Here is a 24483-nt window from a genome sequence, read left to right as displayed (position 1 = left end):
GACTCTCTACACTCAACTTACTGCTTTAGGTTGCCAGGTACTCCCTGCGGAAATTCGGCATTGATTTCTTGCTCCAACTCGCCTATGCGGTTGCCGGGGTTCGGGTGCGTGCTCAGGAACTCGGGCTGGCCCCCGCTGCCACCTTTCTGCTCCAGAATCTGCATTACCTTAATCATGGAGCGAGGGTCGTAGCCGGCTTGGGGCGTATAATCTACGGCCAAACGGTCGGCCTCTAACTCGTCCTCGCGCCCGAAGCGCAACGTTAGCAGCTTGCCAACCATAGCAGCTGCGGCTGATGCCGCCATCGTGCCGGGCCGGTCGGGGTCGTACATGCCAATGGCAGCCGCGCCGGTCAGGCCCTGCGTCAGCTGCGACTTGGCAATCTGCTCGGCGGAGTGACGCCCTACTACGTGCCCGATTTCGTGGGCCAGTACCCCGGCCACCTGGCCTTCACTGGAAAGATTCTTCAGCAGACCAGCCGTAATAAATACCTGGCCACCCGGCAGCGCAAAAGCGTTGATGGTGTTTTCATCGGCTAGCAAGTGAAACTGAAATTTATAAGGGCTTTGGCTGGCTTTTGTGCTGCGTACAATCTGCTGACCAATTTCCTCTACGCGGGCGGCAGCTTGCTTGTCGGGATGCAGACCACCGTATTGCTGTGCCATTTGGGGAGCGGCTTGTAGGCCCAGGGCTATTTCCTGGTCGGCCGTCATGTTTACGTGTTGCACTTCACCGGTCACTTCGTTTACCGAGCGTTTGCAGTAATAAGTCACGAAGGCGAAGGCGGCCATCAGAATGGCAACGACAAAACGAAGATTTCCTCTCATGGTACAATGGCAGAAAAAAGCAGGACGAATTTCAGCCTCTAAGTGGGCTGTTGGGCTTGTAACGCACCTCTGATAGAAGAGTTGCCCAGCTGCTATATACCCAAATGCGGGCGACTACCGTATCAGGCACATTCTCCCTTTTCCTGTTTTCTCACATACTCTTACTTCAGCACCATTATGAACCAGAAACGCACTTTCGGCTCTTTGCTTACCATCCTGGGTATCATCGGCATTATTTACGGGGCGCTAGGTTTCTTGCACGTAGCCGGCGTCAATCTAAGCAAAATCAACTCCCTGGTTCCGTTTGGCGTGGGCCTGATTTTCTTTTTCGCCGGCATCAACTTAGTCAAGACTACCAGCGACCGGGCTTAATTATACGTCGCCCCGGCACGTGAGTTAACTACTCGTGAAGAGTAAGACAACTCACGTGCCGGGGCGACGTGTTTCCGGGCTAGTGCCTTCGCGCTGGTATCAGCTACCGGCCAAGCCCTGCTGCTGAGCGAATGCCAAAAGGGCGGTATTTAGTTGCAGCCAGTTGGAATGATAACGTACCACGCTCGGGCCGTGCGCGAATATTACGCTGCCGCCTTTGATAGCACGAATAATGGCCGAGCTTTGGTGAACAGGCAGTGCTGGGCAGCCTTGGCTGCGGCCCAACCGACCATGCTGCCGCACAAATTCTTCACTCACATAGTCGGCACCGTGCACGACTACTGAACGGCTGGCTGCGTTGGTATTGTAGCCGGGGTCCTGGCCGTGCAGCTTCAGTGAGAGGCCGTGTTTGCCTTGGTAGGTCTGGCCGGTAACGTAGAAGCCCAGGCTGCTCTTCTCGGAGCCTTCTTGGTTGGAAAACGCGTGTGCCAAGTCGGCGCCGGTGTTTTTGCCGTGGGCGACCAGCGTATGGAAGAGTACGGCCTGTTTTTTCAGGTCGATTACCCACAGCCGCTTTTGCCGGCTCGGGCGCTCGAAGTCGATGATAGTGAGCGTGTGCTGACTGGGAGCCACTTGGCCACGCTGGCTGAGCGCATAATACCCCATGAGGGCTTCCCGGTAAACATTGGCTGGTACGCCGTAATTCACGAGCTTCGTCTTTATGTAGCTGCTTGCCACGTGCTGCTCGAAAGCAGCCATGTATACGGTTGTGCGTGTTTCCGGGGTTGGCTTAGTGGGCGGCAACGCTCGTGAGCTGGAAACAGGCGCTGAGCAAAGCAAACATGCGGCAAGCAGTAGCGAAGTAAAAGCAGTCGGTACCTTGGTCATCGGCTGAGCAGTCAAACAAAAGCGAAATGAAGTGGCAACTGTTACTCTACAAAAGTCCTGAACTACAATAATAGTACTTTAAAGTAACTTCCTCAAGTTTTCACAACTTCCGCTCTCACATTTCCAGTTCCTACGCTCCAGCTCTATGTTGTTTCGTTCTCTCTCCACTCTTAGCGTTTGCTTGCTGTTACTAACGTCTTGCAACCAGTCTGGAGCTTCCTTATCAGGTTTGAATACTGCTATTTGGGTGCAGGATACGTACGGTTGCCAAAATAAACGCAGCGAGCAGGCAAAAGCCATTATAAACCAGAAGGGGCAGCTTTATGGCAAGACCACAGCTACTGTGGAGAGGTTGCTGGGCCGCCCGGATGAGGAAGAGCTAGCTGAGCAAACTGAAAAAACGTACTATTATTACCTGGAGTCGGGCCCGCAGTGCGAAGCAGGACATCCGCGTTCTGCCGCCAACAAGCTCGCCATTCATTTTGGCGCTATCGGCACCGTTACCGAAATCTTAACGGAGCGCCCATTAGCGAAGTAAGGAAGGAACTTATTGGATTAAGCTTATACCAGACAACGATTGCACGCCTGTTGCAACAAGCTGTAACGCTAAAACAGAGGGCTTCCGTATGGAAGCCCTCTGTTTTATTTTCAATAAATACGTGTCTGCTCGCTAGCAACCTTATCCGATGCCACCTTCCAGCGGATTGGTAGTTAGAGGAACTGCATCAGGCTGCAACTCCTCGTGCAGCAGGCTTAGCTGCGAAGGCGACAGAATACGGCTGCATTCCGCTTCGTACTGTGCTTCTAGCTCGCCAATGTGCTCTTGCTGCTCTACCACATTGTCTTTGTACTGCCAGGAAATTTCTTCCAGCCGTGCCAATTTGGTTTTGTTGACAGCCCGTAGCCGGATGTATTGCGCCTCGTTCAAATGCATTTCGTTGCACATCTGGCGGGTAATTGCGCTAAGCCGTGCCTGAGACACCGTACTGACGCCCGGAAGCTCGGCATGACGGTCCTGCTTCTGAGCAAGAGCGGCACCTTGCATTCCTACTACTAGCAACAAGGTTACAAATAAGGCTTTCATGGCGAATGGTGAAGCGTCGAAGGAAAAGTAGAACAATGAGAATTTGAAATGATGCCTTTCGACTACCTGACACAAATATATATCAACAAAGTTACACTAACAATAAAAAGAACAATTTTTTCTTCAGAATATTCATAAGCCTATTCTAAGGGCTACTGAGGAGCTTTTTTATCATAAAAAAAGCTCGATTCGCAATGGAATCGAGCTTTTCATAAGTGGTATTACTGCTTATTCAATGCCTTCAATAGGCTTGTGGTCGGGGCTTTTGAAGTACTGCATGGCTACCAACGAAATGATGGTACCACCTAAGCTGCCCATCAGGATAATAGCCAGAAAAGCCATCAGGGCCGACAGGTCGTAGCCGAATAGGTCACGGGCATGGCTCAAGTTCAGCGTATCAGGCTTAATGGCACTTACGGCTATGAAAAAGAAACCCAGCCCAAGGCTTGCCACAATAGCTGTAACTATACCCGTACCAAAGCCGGCCAGGTAAGGCATCCGGTCTTCTTTTACGCGTTTGAAGTTGGCAATAGCCATTGAAATACCGATGGCTAGAATAATAAGGTTCAGACTGCCAGCAGCCAAATTGTCGAAGAAGCCCGCGAATACGGCAATCAGGGTATATAGAATCAGAGCGCCGGCGGTCATTAGGCCAAAGCGGACCCCATTGGTTTCGGGAGTGATGCGCGTGTCAGACATAGCAATTCGAAGAGTTTGGTTGGGAGAGGACTATTTAAACGAGAGGAACCCGGCAGGGTACGCTGCGTGTTATACGAAGCAGCGGGCAGCTCTGCCTAGTTTCTTACCCTTGATACTGTATTTAATTCAGGGATGTTGGGGTAAAAGGCATTTTTTTCGTTGGCACTTTACTATATAATCCTCTGGCTCCCTTTTACTTTGGGTGGCAATAGCTATATACTCTCCGAAATAGCCCGGCGCATTTTGCCTATTTTTGCATCCAATCAGATGTTTCCTCTGAATTTTCGCCTGTTTCTCTCATATGATTAGCACCTCCAATGTCAGCTTGCGCTACGGCAAGCGGGTTTTGTTTGAAGACGTCACCATCAAATTCATGCCCGGCAACGTGTATGGCCTCATTGGGGCAAACGGTGCCGGCAAGTCCACTTTCCTGAAAATCCTGTCCGGCGAAATCGAGCCCAACACCGGTTCGGTCACCATGCCGCCCAACTCGCGCCTCTCAGTGCTGCGCCAGGACCAGTTTGCCTACGATGAGTTTCCGGTGCTCCAAACCGTTATCAAAGGCCACCAGCGCCTTTGGAAGGTGATGGAAGAGAAAGACGCCTTGTATGCCAAAGCCGACTTCTCGGATGCCGACGGTGAGCGGGCCGCCGAATTGGAAGGCGAGTTTGCCGACCTCGAAGGCTGGAACGCCGAGTACGAAGCCGCTGAGCTGCTGTCGGGTCTTGGTATTGGCGAAGACAAGCACTACACGCTGATGGGTGACCTGGGTGGCTCCGATAAAGTGCGGGTGCTGCTGGCCCAGGCCCTGTTCGGCAACCCCGATGTGCTGCTGCTCGACGAACCAACCAACGGCCTCGACGCCGAAACGGTACTCTGGCTGGAGAACTTCCTCGACTCGTTCCAAAACACGGTAATTGTGGTCAGCCACGACCGGCACTTCCTCGATGCCGTGTGTAACTACATGGCCGACCTCGACTTCTCGAAAATCACGATGTATCCCGGCAACTACTCGTTCTGGTACGAGAGCAGCCAGTTGGCTTTGCGCCAGCGCCAGGAAGTGAACAAGAAAACTGAGGATAAGCGCAAAGAACTGGAAGAGTTTGTGCGCCGCTTCTCGGCCAACGCTTCCAAGAGCAAGCAGGCTACTTCGCGCCAGAAGCTGCTGCAAAAGCTTACGCTGGAAGAAATTAAGCCTAGCTCGCGCAAGTACCCCTACATTGCGTTCAAGCCCGAGCGCGAAGCCGGCAATCAGTTGCTGACGGTGGAAAACCTGAGCAAGCAGGTGGACGGCCAAGTGGTGTTCCGGAACGTAAGCTTCTCGCTGGATAAGAAAGACAAAGTGGCCATCATCGGCCGCGACGACCGGGCTGCTTCTCTCCTCTTCGACATTCTGTTCGAGCAAATCCGACCCGATACCGGCGACTTCAAGTGGGGTACTACCATCACGCCGAGCTACTTCCCCAAAGAAAACTCCGAGTTCTTTGACACCGACCTGAACCTGGTGGATTGGCTGCGGCAGTATTCCACGGAGAAAGACGAGTCGTTTATTCGGGGCTTCTTAGGCCGAATGCTGTTTTCGGGGGAAGAGTCGCAGAAGAAAAGCAACGTGCTTAGCGGGGGTGAGAAAGTGCGCTGCATGCTCTCGAAGATGATGATGGAATCAGGCAACGTGCTGGTTTTGGACGACCCAACCAACCATTTGGACCTGGAAAGCATCACTGCTCTAAACAACAGCCTCGGCGAATTCAACGGCACGCTGCTGTTTGCTTCCCACGACTTACAATTCATTCAAACGGTGGCCAACCGTATCATCGAGCTTACGCCGGACGGCATCATCGACCGACGCATGACGTACGAGGAGTATTTGGCCGATGACACCATTAAGGCGCTTCGTCAGCGCAAATACCAACTCGTTTCCTAACTGCGTTACCACTCGGTATGAACGCTCTGCAACGCTCCTTATTTACGGTTTTCCTGGCTGGCGCTGGGTTGCTAGTGGCCCCCACGGCCTTCGCTCAGCGCACGGATAGCACTACGGTGAAGCCACAGTTGAACACGGCCCCTCCCGGCACCGCGCCGCGCCCGGTTACGCCGGCTCCCACTCCGGCTCCGCGCCAGCAGGTACCCGTTCCGGCCCCGCCGCCAGTTGATGAGCCTGTACCCGCCCGGCCTTCTACCAGTAGTCCATCGGGGTTGGAGCTACCAAACCGGCCGGGTGTGGCCGCACCCCCACCCCCATTGCGGAAGTACTTCCTGTACACCAATTTCGGGTTGGGCTATACCAGTTTCTACGGCGACGGGCAGTTTAATGCGAGCATTGCGCCGGCGTTGGGTATCCGAGTAACAGATAAGCTAGCCGTTGGTCCTGGTATCAGCTACTCTTATACCAACATCAGCTATTCTGATTACAACCAGCAGGTGTATGGATACCCTTCAACCGTAATTGCCAACAATCTGGGGCTGAAGGCGTTTGCGCAATATATCGTGTACAAGCAGTTCTTTCTGCACGCTGAATACGAGGTAACGCGCAGCGACATACAGTACCGGTTTCTGAACCAAGGAGCCTTCAACATCAAAAGAACCCTGACCACTCCGCTAGCCGGGGCAGGCTACCGCAACGAGTTCAGTGACCGAGTGGCAGCAGATATTGTGGTGCTGTATAACTTCAACGACGGGCTTAATGCGGATGGCTCTAGCACGTCACCGTATGGGCAGCCCGAAATACGCTTCAACTTATTGATAAACCTAGGCAAGTAACAACAACTACCTGCTTACACAAAAGAGCCTCCCCATTGCTGGGGAGGCTCTTTTGTGTTTTCAGACTAAATTTTTCGGGGGAGCTTGCGGTAGCTATACTACGCGGCCGCCCCGGATTACGCGCAGTAGAATGGCAATGATGGCAATTACCAGCAGAATGTGAATCAGGTTGTTACCCTGCATGCCAGTGCCCAGTACGCCGAAGAAGCCAAGAGCCCAAATGAGAATGAGAACAACGGCGATGATGTACAATAGATTTCCCATGGTGAGTGGTGGTTGAAGTGGGGAGAGTGGAAAGGAATGCTTCAATGACAACTACAAACGTTGTAGGAAGCTGATTTGCGGATTTGTACGCGGGGAGGTGCAAAAGGATATAGTCGCACTAAAAAATCGTGGCATTTAGCCCAGTGTTTCCTAAAAAACCGTCCCTAAAAGGCATAAGAGCACTTTTCTTGAGAAATATTTTTTTGCGTTTCCTTAAACAATTTCTCGCTTTTGCTTGGGTAGCAGACGCTAGTTACAGGAGCGCCGTTTTCAGAGTAGCTTTGCCGGTGCCAATTTTAGCGTTGGCGTTTGGTCTCCTTCCCACCCTTTTCTTCCTCCTACTACTTATGACGCATGTCGCCGTTATTGGCTCGGGTACCATGGGCAATGGCATTGCCCACGTATTTGCCCAGCACGGATTCTCCGTTGCCCTCATCGACATCAACCAGCCGGCCCTCGACAAGGCCCTCGGTACCATTGCCCGGAATCTGGACCGCCAAGTAAGCAAAGGCACCCTCTCGGAAACCGACAAAACCGACACCCTCGGCCGCATCCAAACCTATACCAGCATAGCCGAAGGCGTGCAAGGCGTACAGCTGGTGGTGGAAGCCGCCACCGAAAACGTGGACCTGAAGCTGCAAATCTTCCGCGACCTAGACCAGCACGCCCCGCAGGAAGCAATTCTGGCCTCGAATACTTCTTCTATATCCATCACCAAAATAGCGGCGGCTACTAAGCGTCCGGCGCAGGTAATCGGGATGCACTTCATGAACCCGGTGCCGGTAATGAAGCTGGTGGAGGTGATTAGGGGGTACGCCACTTCCGACGCCGTCACTGAGCAGGTAATGGACCTTTCGCGGCAGCTCAGCAAAACGCCCACCGAGGTAAACGACTACCCCGGTTTTGTGGCCAACCGCATTCTGATGCCGATGATCAACGAGGCTATTATCAGTTTGTTTGAAGGCGTGGCCGGCGTCGAGGAAATTGATACGGTGATGAAGCTGGGCATGGCGCACCCCATGGGCCCGTTGCAGCTCGCCGACTTCATTGGCTTGGATGTATGCCTGGCTATCCTGCGGGTACTGCACGACGGCTTAGGCAACCCCAAATACGCCCCCTGCCCCCTGTTGGTAAATATGGTAATGGCCGGCCGCCTGGGTGTGAAATCCGGGGAAGGATTCTACCAGTATACCGCTGGCTCCAAGGAGCTGGTAGTTGCCGGGCGGTTCCGTAAGTAACTGCATAAGTACGGGCAGCATTTTCTTGGAAAATCATCTGCTGCTGGTCTACAAGCCCTTCATGTTGACGCAACATGGGGGGCTTTTGTCTTTACGGAATGGGCTACGCGAACAGTACCTGTCAGATCCTCATCATGTTCCATGCAGTATATAAGATTGAGTAAACTTTTTCGCTCGAAAATCTCTTTTTATCGTATATGCTCCTCATCCGAAGCTGAACCAGATGGCTTGCCGTTTGCGACGGTTTTACGGAGCCGTATTTCACCCATCAGATACTTACACTCATATGGAACTAGCAACTTTCGGGGCCGGCTGCTTTTGGTGCGTCGAGGCCGTATTTCAGGACCTTCAAGGAGTACAAAAAGTAGTGTCGGGTTATTCCAATGGCCGCATTGCCAACCCTACGTACCGCGAAGTGTGTAGCGGCCTGACCGGCCACGCCGAGGTAATCCAAATCACCTACGATCCGCAGATTATCAGCTTCAAGGAGTTGCTGGAAGTGTTCTGGAAAACCCACGACCCCACCACCCTCAACCGCCAAGGCAACGACACCGGCACGCAGTACCGCTCGGGCGTGTATTATCACAACGACGAGCAGAAACGGCTGGCCGAGGAGTACAAGCAAAAGCTCAACGAGGCCCACGCCTTCGATAACCCGGTCGTAACCGAAATTGAGCCGTTGAAGAGCTTCTACCCGGCCGAGGACTATCACCAGAACTACTACAAGCAGAACGGCCACGAGCCCTACTGCCAGTTTGTAGCCCGGCCCAAAGTGGAAAAAGTAAGAGCCTTGTTCGGCGACAAGCTGAAAAAAGCTACTGCTTAGTGCTTAGTGCTTAGTGCTTAGTAGCTACTCGACCTACACATTACGGTTACATAAACACAAAAAGCCCGTTCCAGAAAGCTGGAACGGGCTTTTTGTGTTTATAAAGTCTTCTGAGCTACCCTTGCAAGGTGATGGCAAACGGGCCAATTTCTTTGCCGAGGAAGTAGAACATAGCTACTTTATCGACCACACTACGGGCCCATGCCGAGCAGGTAGCATCTACCACCTGCCCGTTTTTCACCATGATGAAGCCAGTAGCCTCGCCCGGATACGCGCCGTCGGCCCCAACGGGCGGCACGGGCGTCAGGAACTTATGCGGCTTGATTTGGATGTTTTCCTGTTCAGCCGGCAGCTCCAGCGTCGGGTCTTCCTTGCGCGGCTTGAAGCCAAAGGTAGGACTGTACGAGAAGTTGGGGTTGTGCACCCAGTCGCCGTTGAAGACGTAGTACTCGTCGGTGCCGATGCGGATAAACTCGCGCAGTGAGCAGCGCACGGCAAAGCGCGGCGCGGCCGGATTTTGCAGCGCCTCCAGCAGCTGCTTGGTGCGGGTGGGGTCGTACACGTCTACCAACGCCTGCTTCATGCGGGCTTGCGCGGCCAGCTCGCAGCCGGCATACAAATTAAGTAGCTGCTGCCGCCACTCGTGCAGGGAGCCCAGGCGCTTGGCTTCAGCCTGGCTGATGTCGGGTAGCGTGTAGGTGTAGGGGCCGGCCAGCGCCACGCCGTCGGCGCCATTCGCCACCGACCACTCTACTAAGTAGCATTGCTGCTTGCGCCCATCCACCCACGGCAGCTCGGTATTATAGATAACCTTGGTTTGGATGTCGGCGGGATTTGCGTCCAGCTCCGCTGCCACATACGCGCGGATTTCTTCGCGGGCTTCAGCGGCCGAAGCTGGATTGGATTTGAAGTTCATGTTCTTTAGTGCTTAGTGCGTAGTGCTTAGTGCATAGTGCTTGGTTAGCGCAGTGAGTAGGCCTGTAACAACCTAAGCACTACGCACCAAGCACTACGCACTAAGATAGTTAAACGGCTACGTTGTGCTCGCGCAAGGCGTCGTTGAGGCTGGTTTTGAGGTCGGTGCTGGGTTTGCGCTGGCCGATGATGAGGGCGCAAGGCACGTGATACTCGCCGGCCGGAAACTGCTTGGGCAACGAGCCCGGAATTACCACCGAGCGGGCCGGAACGTGGCCACGGTACTCCTTGGGCTCGGTGCCCGTCACGTCGATGATGCGGGTGCTGCCCGTGATGGTCACGCCCGCCCCAATTACCGCTTCTTTCCCCACGAAGCAACCTTCTACCAGAATGCTGCGCGAGCCCACGAAGGCCCCGTCTTCCACGATAACCGGCGCCGCCTGCACCGGCTCCAATACGCCGCCAATACCAACGCCACCGCTTAGGTGCACACCGGCGCCAATCTGTGCGCATGAGCCCACCGTGGCCCAGGTGTCTACCATCGTGCCCTCGCCTACCCAGGCACCAATGTTCACGTAGCTCGGCATCAGAATCACGCCCGAAGCCAGGTAAGCGCCGTAACGAGCCGTGGCCGGGGGCACCACCCGCACACCCTGGCCGGCATAGTCGGTTTTCAGGCGCATTTTGTCGCGGTACTCGAAGGGGGGCAGTTCCAGCGTTTCCATCTGCTGGATGGGAAAGTAGAGGATGACAGCCTTCTTCACCCAGTCATTTACTATCCAGCCGCCTTCCCGGTCGTTGGCGGGCTGGGCCACGCGCAGGCGGCCTTTGTCGAGCTCTTCAATTACGTGGTGGATGGCCTCAGTAGTGGCAGCTTGCTGGAGTAGGCTCCGGTCGGCCCAGGCGGCCTCAATGGTTTGTTGCAGGTCGGTCATGGTTTTATTAAATGGTTATATGGTTGCATTGTTGAATTGTTAATCGTCCTGACGACTCGTTGATCAATCAACTATTTACCTATTCAGCAATTCAACCATTCAGCAATTCACCCCAAACTTACCATCTTCGCGGGCAAGATGCCGCCACTTTCTTCTGCTTCCGGTTCGCCAATTCGCACGGTGCTGCTAGCCTCGGTACTTAAGCCCCTAGATGACACCCGGATGTACGGTAAATTTGGTGGCACCCTAGCGGCTCGGCCCGGTACTACGGTGCACGTAGCGGGCCGGGCCGCAGCACCGCCACCTGATAGGCCAGTGAATGTGCACATGCATTGTTTGCTGGAAGGCAGCCGCCTAAGTTGGGGCCGGCTGGCGGCTCAGTGGCGCTACTGGCAGCTGTTGCGGCACCTACAACCCGAACTGGTAGTAGTGCACGCCCCCGAGTTGTTGCCGCTAACCCTGCTTTGGCAGTGGCTGAATGACAACCGGCGGTTCCTGTACGACATCCGCGAGAATTATGCCCTGAACGTAAGCACCCAGCAAGTGTACGGCGGCCTTACGCGCCGGTGGCTGGCGGCCGGGCTGCGGTGGGTGGAAACCAGCGCCGCCCACCGGGCAGCGGCCGTCTTGCTCGCCGAAGCAAGCTACGCCGACGAGCTACCCTTTCTTGAGGCTCTCCCCCCAGAGCAAGTCCTGCTCCTGGAAAACAAGTACCAGCCATTTTCTGCGGAAGCCGCACCCCTGCCCCGGCCGCTGCCCGCCCCCACCGAGCCGCTCCGGCTGCTCTACTCGGGCACTATTTCGCGGCTCAACGGCATTACAGAAGCGCTGGCCCTAGCCGAGGAGCTACACCGAATCCGGCCCGGCGGCGCCTTGCTTACAGTTATCGGCTTCTGTCAGCAGCCCGACCTGTTACTTGAACTCCAACAACGGCAGCAAGCCAACCCCGCCTGGCTACGGCTGGTAGTGGCCGCCGGCCCCATACCGCACCGCGCCATCGTGGCCGAAATGCAGCAGAGCCATATTGGCCTGCTGCTTTACCGGCCCCACGCCAGCACCGAGCGGTGCCGCCCCACCAAGCTGTTCGAGTATCTGGCCCACGGCCTACCCATGCTCATCCCCGCCAATCCGCGGTGGGAGGAGGTGGTGCGGCGCTATCAGGCGGGCGTAGTGGTAGACCTGGGCCAAATGGCCGAAGCGGCGCAGGCACTTCTGGAAATTACCGCTGCCCGTACACCTAATGCTCGTCTTTTCTACCCGCAGGGAATTCCGGCGGCGGCTTTCTGGGTTTCAGAAGGTGTAAAATTACGGGCACTGGTCGATTCTATCCGGTAACTACCGACCTTCGCGGCCCGTTTAGCAAGCAGCACTGTGGGTTTTTAGTACCTTCGGCACCTTTTCCTCATTTCTCGTACTTTCTCTCGCCTCCCCACCTCATGTCCTCTCTCCGTCACTCCGAAATTGCTGGCGTCGGCCATTACGTCCCGAGCCGCGTGGTTACCAACGCCGACCTCACTCAGTTCATGGAAACCACCGACGAGTGGATTCAGGAGCGGACTGGCATCAAGGAGCGGCGCTGGTTCGAGGAAGGCAAAGACACCACCGCCAACATGGGCGCCGCCGCCGCTCGCAAGGCCCTGGAAATGGCCGGCCTCACCCCCGACGACGTGCAGATGATTGTATTTGCCACGCTCTCCCCCGACTATTTCTTTCCGGGCTCCGGCGTACTGCTCCAGCGTGAGCTAGGCATTCAGGCGCCCATTCCGGCTTTCGATGTGCGCAACCAGTGCTCGGGCTTCGTGTACGCCCTGAGCATGGCCGACCAGTTCGTGAAGACCGGCATGTACGACACGGTGCTGGTGGTTGGCTCGGAAATCCACTCTTCGGGCCTCGACAAATCCACCCGGGGCCGGAACGTGTCGGTTATTTTCGGTGATGGTGCCGGCGCGGTAGTGCTGCGCCCCAGCACCCGCGAAGGCCACGGCATCCTGAGCACCCACCTGCACTCGCAAGGTGAGCATGCCGAAGAGCTGATTGTGAAAGAGCCGGGCTCCAACCGCGAAAACCGGGTGCAGTACGTGGTAGATAATGAACTGGACATGTACCCCTACATGAATGGCCAAAACGTGTTCAAGCACGCTGTAGTGCGCTTTCCGCAGGTTATCAAAGAGGCCCTCGACCAAAACGGCTACCAGCCTCAGGACGTGGACATGCTGATTCCGCACCAGGCCAACCTGCGCATCACCCAGTACGTGCAGCAGAAGATGGGCCTCACCGACGACAAAATCTACAGCAACATTCAGCGCTACGGCAACACCACCGCCGCCAGCGTGCCCCTGGCCCTCAGCGAAGCCGTGCAGGAAGGCCGCATCAAGCGCGGCGACTTGGTATGCCTCGCCGCTTTCGGCTCCGGCTTCACCTGGGCCTCCGCGCTGATTAAATGGTGATGAGTGAATTAAAAATTAAAAGACGAGAAGGCAGGCCTGTGCCACGCAGGCAGCGCCTGATTCCCGCCCCTCAATTCTTAGTTTTTAATTTTTAATTCTTAATTGAAAACGAATGCCCAGCTTCACCGAGGAAAACTACTTAAAGGCCATCTATAAGCTAAGCGAAGCCACGCCGGGCACCGACGTCAGCACCAACGGCATTGCCGAGGTATTGCAGACGCGCCCGGCCTCGGTGACGGATATGCTGCGGCGGCTCGGTGAAAAAGGCCTCCTGCACTACCAGCGGTACCGCGGCGTGTCGCTCACCCAGGAAGGCCGGCAACTGGCCTTGCTGACCATTCGGAAGCACCGGCTGTGGGAAGTATTTCTGGTGCAGAAGCTGGGCTTCAACTGGGACGAAGTGCACGACGTGGCCGAGCAGATGGAGCATATCGACTCGCTGCTACTAGTGCGCCGCCTTGATGAGTTCCTGGGATTCCCGCGCCTTGACCCGCACGGCGACCCTATCCCGACGGAAGATGGTGCCATGCCCCGCCCTAAAAGCCGCCTGGTTTCAGACCTGGTGCCGGGCGAACAAGGCCGCCTGATGGCCGTTAAGAACACCTCTCCCTCGTTCCTGCAATACCTGGATAAGGTAGGCTTGAAGCTAGGCTCCGCTATTGAAGTACTAGATAAAATCACCTTCGACAACTCTTTAGAAGTCAGAGTAAACACCGATAAAATTATCATGCTTTCCCCAGAGGTTGGCCGCAATTTATTTGTGGCCGATTAGTGGGTTGTAGTGCCTTCAGCAGTTTAATCTGTTGTTAATTCGGCGCTGCTTGGCTTGTGTACCTTTGCCCTTCTTCCCATATCTGCACCTGTGGCCGCTTTACCCCCCGCGCTTTCCGATACCATTGTCGCCTTGTCTACGCCGCCTGGTGCGGGCGCTATTGCGCTGGTCCGCCTTTCTGGCGCCGCCGCCATCAGCCTGACCGACGCTGTATTCAGTGGTAAAACTCTAGCGGAACAACCCAGCCACACGCTGCACTACGGTACCATCCGCGACGAAAGCCGCATCATCGACGAAGTAGTGGTGTCCCTGTTCCGGGCCCCCAACTCCTACACCCGCGAGGACGTGGTGGAAATCAGCTGCCACGGCTCCGACTACATTGTGCAGCAACTGCTGCTGCTTTTCACGCGCCATGGAGCCCGCTTAGCCGAGGCTGGCGAGTTCACCAAGCGTGCTTTCCTCAACGGCGCTTTCGATTTAGCTCAGGCCGAAGCCGTAGCCGACCTAATTGCTGCCGATTCGCAACTCTCGCACCAGGTAGCCATGCAGCAAATGCGTGGCGGCTTCTCGCGCGAGTTGAAAGACCTACGCGCCCGGCTGGTGCAGTTTGCGGCGCTGCTGGAATTGGAACTGGATTTCGGCGAAGAAGATGTGGAGTTTGCCGACCGGTCAGGCTTGCTGGTTTTACTGACGGAAGTACGCGGGCTGGTGCAACGGCTCCTACGTTCCTTCGAGTTGGGCAACGTCATCAAGAACGGTGTAACCACCGTTATTGCCGGCCGGCCCAACGCAGGCAAAAGCACGCTGCTCAACGCCCTGCTCAATGAGGAGCGCGCCATCGTGTCGGAAGTGGCGGGCACCACCCGCGACCTGATTGAGGACGAAGTGAGCCTCGACGGCATCCGCTTCCGCTTCGTTGACACCGCCGGCCTGCGCGACACCACCGACCTAGTGGAATCCATTGGTGTTGAGCGAACTTTGAAGCGGGTACAGCAGGCTGCCATCATCCTATATCTGTTTGATTTGACGGATACTACCCCTGCTGCCCTTCAAGCACAGATTGATGATCTACAGCTGCCGAGTTCTACCCCCGTACTGGCTATTGGCAACAAGCTAGATGTAGCTTCCGAGGAAGAAATAGCCGCCTTCCGGGCAAGACCCAATACGGTGCTGATTGCTGCCAGCCGCGGGGATGGCCTCGACGAGTTGCGCCAGGTCCTGCTCAGCCGGGTACGCGGCGAAGGCCTCGACCGGGCCGGTAGCAGCACCATCGTTACCAACCTCCGGCACGCCCGCAGTCTAGAGTCGGCCGCGCTGGCGCTGGATGCCGTATTAGCCGGTATCAGCAGTGGCACCGGCACTGAGTTGCTGGCTGCCGACCTGCGCCAGGCGCTGGCTGCACTGGGCGAAATAACCGGCGAAATATCTTCTGATGATCTACTTACCAGCATCTTCACTCAGTTCTGCATTGGCAAGTAAGACCGATGAAATCCCAAGAATATGTGTCCGTTCATTGGCATTTCACTCGCTAGGGCTTATCATAGCGCCTTCTTAGGCGAGGGCGCGAATTTTCGCTTCTCACCATGAAATACCGTTGGCAGTGATGCAAAATTTATGTCACTGTGTTTCTTTGCAATACATTCTCACCTAAACAACACACTGGGGTATATGGTAGTATAGAATCAGTCGGCTTATCATCATGTCGGCTATTCTTTCGCTTTCGCCCCTGAACCACCCTTCTACCCCTCTCTCTTATGGCAGAATCTGCTGAGATTATCCTCGACGGGAAATCGATTACTCTCCCCGTCATTGAAGGCACCGAACACGAAAAAGCATTCGACATCGGGAAGTTGCGCGACCAGACCGGCTACGTTACCTACGACCCCGGCTATAAGAACACGGGCGCTACCAAGAGTGCCATTACGTTTCTCGATGGCGAAGAAGGCATTCTGCGCTACCGGGGCTACCCCATTGAGCAACTGGCCGAAAAATCGACTTTCCTGGAAGTAGCTTACCTCTTGATTTACGGTTCGCTACCTACCCAAGCCGAGTTCGATGCCTTTAGCTACGAGGTAACCCAGCACTCTTTGGTGCACGAAGACATTCGCAAAATTCTCGACGGCTTCCCGTCGTCGGCCCATCCAATGGGCATTCTGTCGTCTATTGTGTGCTCGCTCACCGCTTTTTACCCTAAGAGCATCGCCCCTGAGTTGAGCAAGGAAGAACTGAACCTGAATATCGTGCGCCTTATTGCCAAGCTGCCTACTATTGCGGCTTGGAGTTATAAGAACTCGGTGGGCCACCCCTACGTGTATCCGCGCAACGAGTTGGACTACACGTCCAACTTCCTGTACATGATGTTCAGCTACCCCACGGAGCAATATCAGCAGAACCCGGTGGTAGTAAGCGCCTTAAACAAGCTGCTCATCCTCCACGCCGACCATGAGCAAAACTGCTCGACTAGCACTGTACGCCTTGTAGGTTCAGCCAATGCCAGCCTCTATGGCTCGGTATCGGCAGGCATCAACGCGCTGTGGGGTCCCCTGCACGGTGGTGCCAACCAAGAGGTGATTGAAATGCTTGAAGCCATTGAGGCCGACGGCGGCGACACCAGCAAGTTCATTGCGAAAGCCAAAGACAAGAACGACTCGTTCCGCCTTATGGGCTTCGGCCACCGGGTGTACAAAAACTTTGACCCGCGCGCCAAAATCATCAAAAAAGCGGCCGACGAGGTGCTACAAGCCCTCGGCAAGCAAGACAGCCCGCTGCTGAAAATAGCGCAGGAGCTGGAGCAGGCAGCCCTCACCGACCAGTACTTCATTGACCGCAAGCTGTACCCAAACGTAGACTTCTACTCGGGTATCATCTACAAAGCACTGGGCATCCCTACCGAAATGTTCACTGTGATGTTTGCGCTGGGCCGCCTTCCCGGCTGGATTGCCCAATGGAAAGAATTGCGCGAAAACAAAGAGCCTATCGGCCGCCCACGGCAGATTTACACTGGCGAACTGGAGCGTGACTACGTAGGCATGGAGAACCGCTAGAATAAGTAACTACAACGCACAAAAAAGCCGCTCCTTTGCGAAGGAGCGGCTTTTTTGTGCGTTGTAGCTGCAGACCGCCTACCGGCCACTGAACGCCATTTGGTTGATTCTAGACTGGTTGTAGGCAACCATCTGACGCGGCCCAATAATAGCCGTCAGGTCCCACTCGTAATGCGACTGTAGCTCGGCCAGCTTCTTATCAAGAGTTGCTGGGTCGGCGGCTAGGCTGGCTTGCAACTCCTGCATTTCCGTAATCATGCGCAGGTTGAGCTGGCGCACTCTCACGTACTGGCCTTCGCTGAGTTGAGTTTTCTGGGCTAGCTGCTTGGTAAGCTGGGTGGCACGCGCTTCAGCTTTTCCTTGGTCACCGGGACCAGCCACAACTGGCTGAACAGCATTAACCACTACAAGCAGAGATAAACAGGCGAAGAAGTTTTTCATAAAACGGGAATTTGAGGTTGAAGAGAACGGAACGGCTGAGCTTCAGTGAGTGCTATTATACCCCTCAGTGAATACCTTGTACTGAATATACTATTTTATCAAATAAAGACAAATATATTTATGAATTTATTTACGCAAACGTTACCCTATTAGCATATTCATTGTAGTTCATTCAATATAATTCACACCTCTATGCGTTTGTTGGGCGCCCCCTAACCGCTAAGTACCAATTTTAAGGCACCCACTGAAGCCGCTAGCCAAGGCCATCTTGAATACCAACAACACAGCTAGCATCTGCAACTACCAGCCATGTTGTTTGTGTATCCTATGACAGTGGATTTGGTATGACGGATGACTTACCAGCGTATGTAAAGCACTATTACAGGCTGCTCTCCTAGCGCGGAGCAGTCAGGGCGGTCATATTGTTGCGGGCTTGGTTAAATAAGGCCAATTGCGCTGGGCGCATCAGGGCTGTTAGCTCCAATTCGTAACGCGCCTGAGCTACTGCGAGGCGCTCATCGAGAATGGCAGGTTCCGCCGCGAAACGGGCCTTGATGTCTTCCATTTCGGTGAGCATACGGATATTAAGGTTTTTTACTTGCACGTATTGCCCTTCGTCTAAGTGGGCCTTCTCTACCTGAATACGAGCCAAGGCAGTTGCCCTATTCTTTATGGAGGCGTCTTTATCGGTCGCGGCATACGCGGTAGCGCCTAGCATAAACACTAAGCCAGCTAATAGAAGAGGTTTTTTCATTGAACAAAATTTGAGTGATGGTTGGAGTATGATTTGAGTGTTCCTGACAGCTTTCGACAAGCATTGTCCTACCCGCTTTGGAATGTCCAAATATACAGGAATATTTAAAAATAAAATGAAAATTTATAACTATTCTAATTCAAAGGTTTCACTGCGGCGGAATGACTAACTCATTACCAAACCTTTAATAGTTCAATAGAAAAGGAATACTACAAATAAAAAAAGCCCCGCAATTGCTATTGCGAGGCTATCTGAAGGCAAGTAGTGCTAAAGAATTCGTAATTCTATTCGCCGGTTTTGTTGGCGGTGTAGCTCTGAGTCGTTTGCAACCAACGCCTTGCTTTCGCCATATCCCTTAAAGCGTAGGCGCTCGGCTTTCACTCCTTGGCTAATCAGGTACGTGTACACAGCCTTCGCCCGGTTCTGCGATAAGGCCAAGTTATCCTCATCGGAACCCACGTCATCGGTGTGGCCGCTAACTTCCACTTGCACATCCGGGTACTGCTTCATGAACCCAACCAGCCGGTTTAGCTCCGTCCGTGACTTCGGCTTCAACTCGTATTGGTTGGTATCGAAGAACAGGTTGTTGAGCACGATACTCCGGCCCGAGCGCACCGGTTCCAGATAAATATCGAGTGTAAGCGGATCGAAGGCGTGTTTGTCTGAGTAGTCGAAGCTAAGGCTCTTCATCAGGTACTTATCGGCAGCGGCGTACATGGCGTACTGCCGGCCTTCGTTCAATACCACTGTATAATCGCCATTTTCGGCATCCGAGGTTACGAACTGTGTTAGCTCGTCGGTATTCAGGTCGTAAAGCTGCACGTCGGCCTTGATGGGCTTTTTCGTAGCCGCATCAAATACCCGCCCTTGCGTATACGTGCTGGTTTCACGTGACCGAACGGGCTGGGGTACTTCAAACGTGAACAATTCCACTGGTCGCTCTCGCTCAGTCCGGACCCCAGGCTCGGCAGCTCTGGAGCGCGAACAAAAGCCGCGGCGGTTATCAGAAGAGATGAAGAGCGAGGCCTCATTTTCGTGTGTATTAAGCGGATATCCTAGGTTTTGGGGCTCGCTCCAACGGCCAGCCGCTTGTTGCTCACACCGAAACACGTCCAAGCCGCCCATGCCTACCAGCCCATCCGTGACGTAGTAGAGGGTGGTTCCGCTGGCATGAATGAAGGGCGCCATATCCTTGCCGGGGGTATTCACAGGCTGCCCCACGTTACGGGCCGGGCTCCAGTTACCATCTGCGCCAAGCGTGGTTACGTAGATATCCTCCTGGCCCTGCCCGCCCCGGCGGGTTGAGGTGAAATACAGCGTGCGCCCGTCCGCCGAAAGTGTAGGCTGCGAGTCCCATTCGGGCGAGTTGACTGTGCGCCCCAAATTCAGCGGCTTGCTCCAGTTGTTGCCAGTACGGCGCGAGATATACAAGTCGCAGTTACCTACCGAATTAGGCCGGTCGCAGGAAGCAAATACCAGGGTTTTTCCGTCGCCGGAAATAGTGCCGGCTCCTTCGTTGTAAGGCGTATTGATGAACGGCGAGATGGAAGCCGGGTCGCCAATAGAGCCGTCTTTATTGGCCTTGGAAATAAAGAGGTCTTCGCCACTCTCCGCAGTCGGCCGGCCCGTAAACAGCAGGAAACGGTTGTCGGCGGTAAGAGCCGGGAAATATTGAAACCGGAACGTGTTGAGCGGAGCCCCCAGCCGCTGGGGCTGCACCCCTACGGGAGCAGCCATAGCCTTCAGGGCAAATTCGCAGTTCAGTAGCTGACGCTGGGCCCGAGCGGCGTTGCGCTGGCCCTTGGGGCCCGCTTTTAGCAGGCGTTTGTAGCTATCGGCGGCGGTTTGGTACTCCCCAAAGCTCATGGCCAGCTCACCCAGTGTGAAATAGTCGGTGGCCCGGTTGGGGTCCATGGGCAGCTTGGCCAATCCGTCGCGGTACGCCTCGAAGGCCGAGCGGTTCTCGCCCATAGCTTTCAGCAACGACCCACGCATAATGTGCGGCTCTCCCAACGAAGGAAACTTCTGGTTGAGCACCGTCAGCGTTTCGATGGCCTTATTGAAGTCGCGCTCCTTGGCCTGAGACTGCGCCTTGTCCCAGAGACTACGGGCTTTGGTATTGGTGGTGTTTAGCGAAGCTTGCGCCGTAGCTCCCAGCGGCAGCAAGGTGCAGGCCAGCAGCAACGGCACTGATAACAATCGGCGCATAAAGCAGAAGCCTAAGGGATATCAAGAAATTTGTGCGTTTGGAGGGATACCTGCCAACGCGGATTTGCCTTTACATAATCAACAATAAGCGGCATCATTTGCGCCGACTTGCTCCACTCGGGCTGCAAATAAAGCCGGCACTCAGGCCCTACCAGCGCGGCATGTTCTTCGGCCCACTTGAAGTCCGACTTATTGAACACCACAATCTTCAGCTCGTGGGCGGCGGCCAACACGGAAGGCAGCGGCGCTTTAAATTTCTTGGGCGATACGCAAATCCAGTCCCACTCGCCACTGAGCGGATACGCTCCGCTGGTTTCAATCCAGTTCTGGCAGCCGGCTTCGTGCAGTGCCTGCGTTAATGGGCCCAGGTTGTGCATCAGTGGCTCCCCGCCCGTAACTACCACATTGCGGCCGGTGTGCGCTGTAGCAGCGGCAACAATGGCATCAAGGGCTAAGCGCGGATGGGCATCCATATCCCACGACTCTTTCACGTCGCACCACACGCAGCCCACATCACAACCGCCAAGGCGGACGAAATAGGCCGCACGGCCGGTATTATAGCCTTCACCCTGGATGGTATAAAACTGCTCCATAACGGGCAGTGCAAGTAGTGGGGCCGCCGAGGCAGTTGAGGGGCCCAATACAAGAGGAAGTTCGTGCAGCAAAACGATATTCAAACAAGTAGAGCCAGGTAGTTGGCCGTTATTCCGAACGTGTGCACATTCGGTTTTCGTTCCAGCAACCTGACTCTAAAAGTAGTACAACGCCCTGAATTTCAAAAGCTCGGGGCGCTATATATTGGATTCTAGCGCGAATAAACCTCGCCTTTGCACGCTTTTAAGGTGTTGAGTAGCAACATGGCAATAGTCATGGGCCCAACGCCACCGGGTACCGGCGTGATGTAAGAGGCCAGAGGCGCCACTTCATTGAATTTCACGTCGCCTTTCAGGGCCCAGCCCGTTTTGCGGTTGGCATCCTCCACGCGGGTGGTACCAACGTCAATTACTACGGCGCCTGGCTTCACCATATCGGCCGTCACGAACTCCGGCCGGCCCAGGGCGGCTACCAGAATGTCGGCGGTGCGGGTGATGCTGGCAAGGTCCTGCGTGCGGGAATGGCATAAAGTAACTGTGCAGTTACCAGGCTCTAAGTTCTTAGCCAGCAGAATACTAACCGGCGTACCCACAATGTTGCTGCGCCCAATTACTACGCAGTGTTTACCGTCGGTAGGCAGCTCGTAACGGCGCAACAGCTCCACGATACCCGAAGGGGTAGCAGGCAACAGCGCGGGCAAGCCGGCCACCATTCGTCCGAGGTTCATCGGGTGGAAACCGTCTACGTCTTTCTCGGGGCGGACTGCTTCCAGCACCTTCTCTGAGGAAATATGACGAGGCAGCGGCAACTGCACAATGAATCCGTCAATGCTGGCATCCTGGTTCAACTCTTCCACTTTGGCCAGCAGCTCGGCTTCGGTAATGTCGTCTTCGTAGCGGAGCAGGGTGCTTTCAAACCCAACCCGCTCACAAGCCAATACCTTGTTGCGCACGTAGGTTTCAGAGCCGCCGTCGTGCCCGACGAGGATGGCTGCCAGGTGCGGCACCTTGGCGCCGGCGGCTTTCATGGCGGCTACTTCAGCGGCTATTTCCGCTTTGATGGTTTCGGCAGTTTGCTTGCCGTCGATGAGGCGGTACGTGGTGGCGTCGGGGGCCGTGGTCATGGGCAGTAGGGTTATTCGGGAAGATTCACCGGAGTTTCGTTTTTCTTTTCTTCATGCAGACGGATGGCGGCGGTACCGGCTTCCATCAGGGCTTTTTCCATGGCGGGCCAATCATCCCGCCACCGGAACTTGCGCTCCTGGCCTTTGATAATCTTCTCTAGTTGAGCTTCGCTCGTACAATTCTGGGTGAGGCTGGCAGACATTGGAGGGATGGAATATCATAGCACACCGTGTCAAGAAGTGTATGAGGTGAAAAAGAAAAGAGAAATCTATCGGGCACAAAAAACGCGGCTCTATAGAAGCCGCGTTTCAGGTATTAATCAATCTTGAGTACAGCCAGGAAGGCTTCTTGAGGTATCTCTACGGAACCGACCTGGCGCATCCGCTTTTTGCCTTCTTTCTGCTTTTCAAGCAGCTTGCGCTTCCGGCTAATGTCGCCGCCGTAGCACTTGGCAATTACGTTTTTGCGCAGGGCCTTCACGGTTTCACGGGCAATAATCTTCTGCCCGATACTGGCCTGAATGGCAATTTCGAACATTTGGCGGGGCAGCAGCTCCCGGAGCTTTTCGCAGAGGCGGCGGCCCCATTCGTAGCTCTTGGAACGGTGCACAATGGCCGATAAGGCGTCCACCTTTTCACCGTTAAGCTGAATGTCCAGCTTCACCATATCCGACTCGCGGAAGCCGATCAGCTCATAGTCCAGAGAGGCGTAGCCGCGGCTGATGGTTTTAAGCTTGTCGAAGAAGTCGAACACGATTTCCGACAGCGGCAGCTCGAAGCTCATTTCCACCCGCTCGGAAGTCAGGTAGCTTTGGCCTTTGATGATGCCGCGCTTCTCCATGCACAGCGTGATGATGGGCCCTACATAGTCGGCAGCCGTGATGATCTGCGCTTTGATGTAAGGCTCCTCAATCAGCTTGATCATGTTCGGCTCCGGCATTTCCGACGGCGCGTTGATGGTCAGGGCCTGGTCTTTGGTGCCGGTAGCGTGGAACTGTACCGAGGGTACGGTGGTAATTACCGTCATGTTGAATTCCCGCTCCAGGCGCTCCTGCACGATTTCCATGTGCAGCATACCCAGGAAGCCGCACCGGAAGCCGAAGCCCAGCGCCACGGAGGTTTCGGGCTCCCACACCAGCGAGGCATCGTTGAGCTGAAGCTTTTCCATACAGGAGCGCAACTCCTCGTACTCAGTGGTATCCACGGGGTAGATACCAGCAAACACCATCGGCTTCACGTCGGCAAAACCCTGAATAGCTTCAGCGGTGGGGTTTGCTACGTGCGTAATGGTATCCCCCACTTTCACTTCGCGCGCCTCTTTAATGCCCGAAATGAGGTAGCCCACGTTACCAGCCGAAATTTCGGGGCGGGGCTCCTGGTTCAGGCCCAGGATACCGATTTCATCGGCGCCGTATTCTTTGCCGGTAGCCATAAACCGGAGCTTGTCGCCCTTGCGCATGGTGCCGTTTTTGATGCGGAACAGCACCTCAATCCCCCGGTAGGAGTTGAATACGGAGTCGAAAATCAGGGCTTGCAGTGGGGCCTGCGGGTCGCCTTTAGGGGCCGGTATCCGCTCCACAATGGCGTTCAGGATGTTCTCAATGCCGATGCCGGTTTTGCCGGAAGCATGGATGATATCCTCTATGTCGCAGCCGATGAGGTCCACGATTTCGTCGGACACTTCCTCGGGCATGGCATGGGGTAAGTCAATTTTGTTGAGCACCGGAATAATTTCCAAATCGGCCCCAATAGCCAGATACAAATTGGAAATCGTCTGGGCTTCAATACCCTGCGACGCGTCTACAATCAACAAGGCACCTTCGCAAGCCGCAATACTGCGCGACACCTCGTAGCTGAAATCGACGTGGCCGGGCGTATCAATCAGGTTCAGCGTGTATATCTCCCCTTTGTAAGGAAACTGCATCTGAATGGCGTGGCTCTTGATGGTGATGCCCCGCTCCCGCTCCAGGTCCATGTTGTCGAGCAGCTGGGCCTGCATGTCGCGCTTGGCAACGGTGCTGGTGAACTCCAACAGACGGTCGGCCAAAGTGCTTTTGCCGTGGTCGATGTGAGCAATGATGCAGAAATTGCGGATGTTCTTCACTAGTGTCTTATAATACGATTCGAGGGCAATTCAGAGCGTTTTCGCTGTAGCTACCCGGGCCGTTCCTGTTCTTTTTTAGTGGACTTTTCTGTCTGCCGTAACGCTTTTGCCGTTTGCCGGCCTCTCTCCGCTGCCTGCCCGAAGCTTGGCGCCGGAGCACACAGGCCTGAAGGTGCCAGCGTTGGGCA

At 55.0% G+C, this 24483-nt stretch carries 25 protein-coding genes; 11 read left to right on the top strand and 14 right to left on the bottom strand.

Annotation, left to right across the window (positions count from 1 at the left end; all coding sequences use genetic code 11):
• Positions 1-17 precede the first annotated feature (17 nt).
• Entirely contained in the window at positions 18-827 is an 810-nt protein-coding gene (locus tag J0X19_RS14055) for a M48 family metallopeptidase (RefSeq protein WP_206985002.1), read from the bottom strand.
• Between the two features lie 177 nt (positions 828-1004).
• Here J0X19_RS14055 and J0X19_RS14050 point away from each other — a divergent pair, with 177 nt between their 5' ends.
• Entirely contained in the window at positions 1005-1199 is a 195-nt protein-coding gene (locus tag J0X19_RS14050) for a hypothetical protein (RefSeq protein WP_022823058.1), read from the top strand.
• 99 nt (positions 1200-1298) lie between these two features.
• On the opposite strand, the gene J0X19_RS14045 is transcribed toward J0X19_RS14050, so the two are convergent.
• Complete coding sequence (locus J0X19_RS14045; RefSeq protein ID WP_206985001.1) at positions 1299-1958, bottom strand: murein L,D-transpeptidase catalytic domain family protein; 660 nt, start codon at positions 1956-1958, stop codon at positions 1299-1301.
• Between the two features lie 358 nt (positions 1959-2316).
• Here J0X19_RS14045 and J0X19_RS14040 point away from each other — a divergent pair, with 358 nt between their 5' ends.
• Positions 2317-2625, top strand: coding sequence for a hypothetical protein (locus J0X19_RS14040; RefSeq protein WP_206985000.1), 309 nt, complete (start codon positions 2317-2319; stop codon positions 2623-2625).
• A gap of 141 nt (positions 2626-2766) precedes the next feature.
• Here the strand turns inward: J0X19_RS14040 and J0X19_RS14035 are convergent, their stop codons facing one another.
• Both J0X19_RS14035 and J0X19_RS14030 read right to left on the bottom strand, forming a co-directional pair.
• Positions 2767-3171, bottom strand: coding sequence for a hypothetical protein (locus tag J0X19_RS14035; protein WP_206984999.1), 405 nt, complete (start codon positions 3169-3171; stop codon positions 2767-2769).
• Positions 3172-3399: 228 nt separating this feature from the next.
• Complete coding sequence (locus tag J0X19_RS14030) at positions 3400-3870, bottom strand: hypothetical protein (RefSeq protein ID WP_206984998.1); 471 nt, start codon at positions 3868-3870, stop codon at positions 3400-3402.
• 301 nt (positions 3871-4171) lie between these two features.
• Between J0X19_RS14030 and J0X19_RS14025 the strand changes: the two genes are divergently transcribed.
• Positions 4172-5794 (top strand): ABC-F family ATP-binding cassette domain-containing protein, encoded by a 1623-nt coding sequence (locus J0X19_RS14025; RefSeq protein ID WP_206984997.1) that lies wholly within the window; start codon positions 4172-4174, stop codon positions 5792-5794.
• A gap of 17 nt (positions 5795-5811) precedes the next feature.
• A complete protein-coding gene (locus tag J0X19_RS14020) occupies positions 5812-6630 on the top strand; it encodes a hypothetical protein (protein ID WP_206984996.1) in 819 nt (272 codons plus the stop codon).
• A gap of 93 nt (positions 6631-6723) precedes the next feature.
• On the opposite strand, the gene J0X19_RS14015 is transcribed toward J0X19_RS14020, so the two are convergent.
• Complete coding sequence (locus J0X19_RS14015; RefSeq protein WP_206984995.1) at positions 6724-6894, bottom strand: lmo0937 family membrane protein; 171 nt, start codon at positions 6892-6894, stop codon at positions 6724-6726.
• Between the two features lie 347 nt (positions 6895-7241).
• Between J0X19_RS14015 and J0X19_RS14010 the strand changes: the two genes are divergently transcribed.
• Both J0X19_RS14010 and msrA read left to right on the top strand, forming a co-directional pair.
• Positions 7242-8132, top strand: coding sequence for a 3-hydroxyacyl-CoA dehydrogenase family protein (locus J0X19_RS14010; protein ID WP_206984994.1), 891 nt, complete (start codon positions 7242-7244; stop codon positions 8130-8132).
• Positions 8133-8418: 286 nt separating this feature from the next.
• Positions 8419-8958, top strand: coding sequence for a peptide-methionine (S)-S-oxide reductase MsrA (gene msrA, locus J0X19_RS14005; protein ID WP_206984993.1), 540 nt, complete (start codon positions 8419-8421; stop codon positions 8956-8958).
• A 115-nt stretch (positions 8959-9073) separates the two neighbouring features.
• Here the strand turns inward: msrA and J0X19_RS14000 are convergent, their stop codons facing one another.
• Positions 9074-9874: a hypothetical protein gene (locus J0X19_RS14000; RefSeq protein ID WP_206984992.1), complete on the bottom strand. Its 801-nt coding sequence runs from the start codon at positions 9872-9874 to the stop codon at positions 9074-9076.
• 109 nt (positions 9875-9983) lie between these two features.
• Positions 9984-10808 (bottom strand): 2,3,4,5-tetrahydropyridine-2,6-dicarboxylate N-succinyltransferase, encoded by an 825-nt coding sequence (locus tag J0X19_RS13995; RefSeq protein WP_206984991.1) that lies wholly within the window; start codon positions 10806-10808, stop codon positions 9984-9986.
• Between the two features lie 138 nt (positions 10809-10946).
• Between J0X19_RS13995 and J0X19_RS13990 the strand changes: the two genes are divergently transcribed.
• The 5 genes from J0X19_RS13990 (at position 10947) to J0X19_RS13970 (ending at position 17071) form a co-directional block, all read left to right on the top strand.
• Positions 10947-12143 carry a glycosyltransferase family protein gene (locus J0X19_RS13990; RefSeq protein WP_206984990.1) on the top strand — a complete coding sequence of 399 codons (1197 nt, stop codon included), beginning with the start codon at positions 10947-10949 and terminating at the stop codon, positions 12141-12143.
• Positions 12144-12244: 101 nt separating this feature from the next.
• The gene (locus J0X19_RS13985; RefSeq protein WP_206984989.1) at positions 12245-13255 is read left to right on the top strand and encodes a 3-oxoacyl-ACP synthase III family protein; all 1011 of its coding nucleotides are present in this window, start codon (positions 12245-12247) and stop codon (positions 13253-13255) included.
• A 112-nt stretch (positions 13256-13367) separates the two neighbouring features.
• On the top strand, positions 13368-14027 hold the full coding sequence (locus J0X19_RS13980) for a metal-dependent transcriptional regulator (protein WP_206984988.1): 660 nt from the start codon (positions 13368-13370) through the stop codon (positions 14025-14027).
• Positions 14028-14117: 90 nt separating this feature from the next.
• A complete protein-coding gene (mnmE, locus tag J0X19_RS13975) occupies positions 14118-15506 on the top strand; it encodes a tRNA uridine-5-carboxymethylaminomethyl(34) synthesis GTPase MnmE (RefSeq protein ID WP_206984987.1) in 1389 nt (462 codons plus the stop codon).
• 275 nt (positions 15507-15781) lie between these two features.
• Positions 15782-17071, top strand: coding sequence for a citrate synthase (locus tag J0X19_RS13970; protein WP_206984986.1), 1290 nt, complete (start codon positions 15782-15784; stop codon positions 17069-17071).
• Between the two features lie 78 nt (positions 17072-17149).
• Here J0X19_RS13970 and J0X19_RS13965 read toward each other — a convergent pair whose 3' ends face one another.
• The 7 genes from J0X19_RS13965 to lepA all read right to left on the bottom strand — a co-directional run bounded on the left by J0X19_RS13965 (position 17150) and on the right by lepA (position 24295).
• Complete coding sequence (locus J0X19_RS13965) at positions 17150-17512, bottom strand: hypothetical protein (RefSeq protein ID WP_206984985.1); 363 nt, start codon at positions 17510-17512, stop codon at positions 17150-17152.
• A gap of 394 nt (positions 17513-17906) precedes the next feature.
• Positions 17907-18266, bottom strand: a complete 360-nt coding sequence (locus J0X19_RS13960; protein ID WP_206984984.1) for a hypothetical protein — start codon at positions 18264-18266, stop codon at positions 17907-17909.
• A 267-nt stretch (positions 18267-18533) separates the two neighbouring features.
• Positions 18534-20474, bottom strand: coding sequence for an OmpA family protein (locus tag J0X19_RS13955; RefSeq protein WP_206984983.1), 1941 nt, complete (start codon positions 20472-20474; stop codon positions 18534-18536).
• Between the two features lie 11 nt (positions 20475-20485).
• Positions 20486-21067, bottom strand: a complete 582-nt coding sequence (locus J0X19_RS13950; RefSeq protein ID WP_206984982.1) for a 7-carboxy-7-deazaguanine synthase QueE — start codon at positions 21065-21067, stop codon at positions 20486-20488.
• Positions 21068-21279: 212 nt separating this feature from the next.
• Positions 21280-22191, bottom strand: a complete 912-nt coding sequence (locus tag J0X19_RS13945; protein WP_206984981.1) for a bifunctional 5,10-methylenetetrahydrofolate dehydrogenase/5,10-methenyltetrahydrofolate cyclohydrolase — start codon at positions 22189-22191, stop codon at positions 21280-21282.
• Positions 22192-22202: 11 nt separating this feature from the next.
• The gene (locus tag J0X19_RS13940; RefSeq protein ID WP_206984980.1) at positions 22203-22394 is read right to left on the bottom strand and encodes a hypothetical protein; all 192 of its coding nucleotides are present in this window, start codon (positions 22392-22394) and stop codon (positions 22203-22205) included.
• Positions 22395-22507: 113 nt separating this feature from the next.
• Positions 22508-24295: a translation elongation factor 4 gene (lepA, locus tag J0X19_RS13935; protein WP_206984979.1), complete on the bottom strand. Its 1788-nt coding sequence runs from the start codon at positions 24293-24295 to the stop codon at positions 22508-22510.
• Positions 24296-24483: the final 188 nt, after the last annotated feature.

This window comes from Hymenobacter telluris (assembly GCF_017313265.1).
Taxonomy (GTDB): Bacteria; Bacteroidota; Bacteroidia; order Cytophagales; family Hymenobacteraceae; genus Hymenobacter; species Hymenobacter telluris.
This window is presented reverse-complemented; position numbering and strand designations above follow the sequence as displayed.

Coding starts and splice junctions, on each gene's coding strand:
- J0X19_RS14055 (WP_206985002.1), bottom strand. CDS start 827: ATGAGAGGAAATCTTCGTTTTGTCGTTGCCATTCTGATGGCCGCCTTC.
- J0X19_RS14050 (WP_022823058.1), top strand. CDS start 1,005: ATGAACCAGAAACGCACTTTCGGCTCTTTGCTTACCATCCTGGGTATC.
- J0X19_RS14045 (WP_206985001.1), bottom strand. CDS start 1,958: ATGGCTGCTTTCGAGCAGCACGTGGCAAGCAGCTACATAAAGACGAAG.
- J0X19_RS14035 (WP_206984999.1), bottom strand. CDS start 3,171: ATGAAAGCCTTATTTGTAACCTTGTTGCTAGTAGTAGGAATGCAAGGT.
- J0X19_RS14030 (WP_206984998.1), bottom strand. CDS start 3,870: ATGTCTGACACGCGCATCACTCCCGAAACCAATGGGGTCCGCTTTGGC.
- J0X19_RS14025 (WP_206984997.1), top strand. CDS start 4,172: ATGATTAGCACCTCCAATGTCAGCTTGCGCTACGGCAAGCGGGTTTTG.
- J0X19_RS14020 (WP_206984996.1), top strand. CDS start 5,812: ATGAACGCTCTGCAACGCTCCTTATTTACGGTTTTCCTGGCTGGCGCT.
- J0X19_RS14015 (WP_206984995.1), bottom strand. CDS start 6,894: ATGGGAAATCTATTGTACATCATCGCCGTTGTTCTCATTCTCATTTGG.
- J0X19_RS14010 (WP_206984994.1), top strand. CDS start 7,242: ATGACGCATGTCGCCGTTATTGGCTCGGGTACCATGGGCAATGGCATT.
- msrA (WP_206984993.1), top strand. CDS start 8,419: ATGGAACTAGCAACTTTCGGGGCCGGCTGCTTTTGGTGCGTCGAGGCC.
- J0X19_RS14000 (WP_206984992.1), bottom strand. CDS start 9,874: ATGAACTTCAAATCCAATCCAGCTTCGGCCGCTGAAGCCCGCGAAGAA.
- J0X19_RS13995 (WP_206984991.1), bottom strand. CDS start 10,808: ATGACCGACCTGCAACAAACCATTGAGGCCGCCTGGGCCGACCGGAGC.
- J0X19_RS13990 (WP_206984990.1), top strand. CDS start 10,947: ATGCCGCCACTTTCTTCTGCTTCCGGTTCGCCAATTCGCACGGTGCTG.
- J0X19_RS13985 (WP_206984989.1), top strand. CDS start 12,245: ATGTCCTCTCTCCGTCACTCCGAAATTGCTGGCGTCGGCCATTACGTC.
- J0X19_RS13980 (WP_206984988.1), top strand. CDS start 13,368: ATGCCCAGCTTCACCGAGGAAAACTACTTAAAGGCCATCTATAAGCTA.
- J0X19_RS13970 (WP_206984986.1), top strand. CDS start 15,782: ATGGCAGAATCTGCTGAGATTATCCTCGACGGGAAATCGATTACTCTC.
- J0X19_RS13965 (WP_206984985.1), bottom strand. CDS start 17,512: ATGAAAAACTTCTTCGCCTGTTTATCTCTGCTTGTAGTGGTTAATGCT.
- J0X19_RS13960 (WP_206984984.1), bottom strand. CDS start 18,266: ATGAAAAAACCTCTTCTATTAGCTGGCTTAGTGTTTATGCTAGGCGCT.
- J0X19_RS13955 (WP_206984983.1), bottom strand. CDS start 20,474: ATGCGCCGATTGTTATCAGTGCCGTTGCTGCTGGCCTGCACCTTGCTG.
- J0X19_RS13950 (WP_206984982.1), bottom strand. CDS start 21,067: ATGGAGCAGTTTTATACCATCCAGGGTGAAGGCTATAATACCGGCCGT.
- J0X19_RS13945 (WP_206984981.1), bottom strand. CDS start 22,191: ATGACCACGGCCCCCGACGCCACCACGTACCGCCTCATCGACGGCAAG.
- J0X19_RS13940 (WP_206984980.1), bottom strand. CDS start 22,394: ATGTCTGCCAGCCTCACCCAGAATTGTACGAGCGAAGCTCAACTAGAG.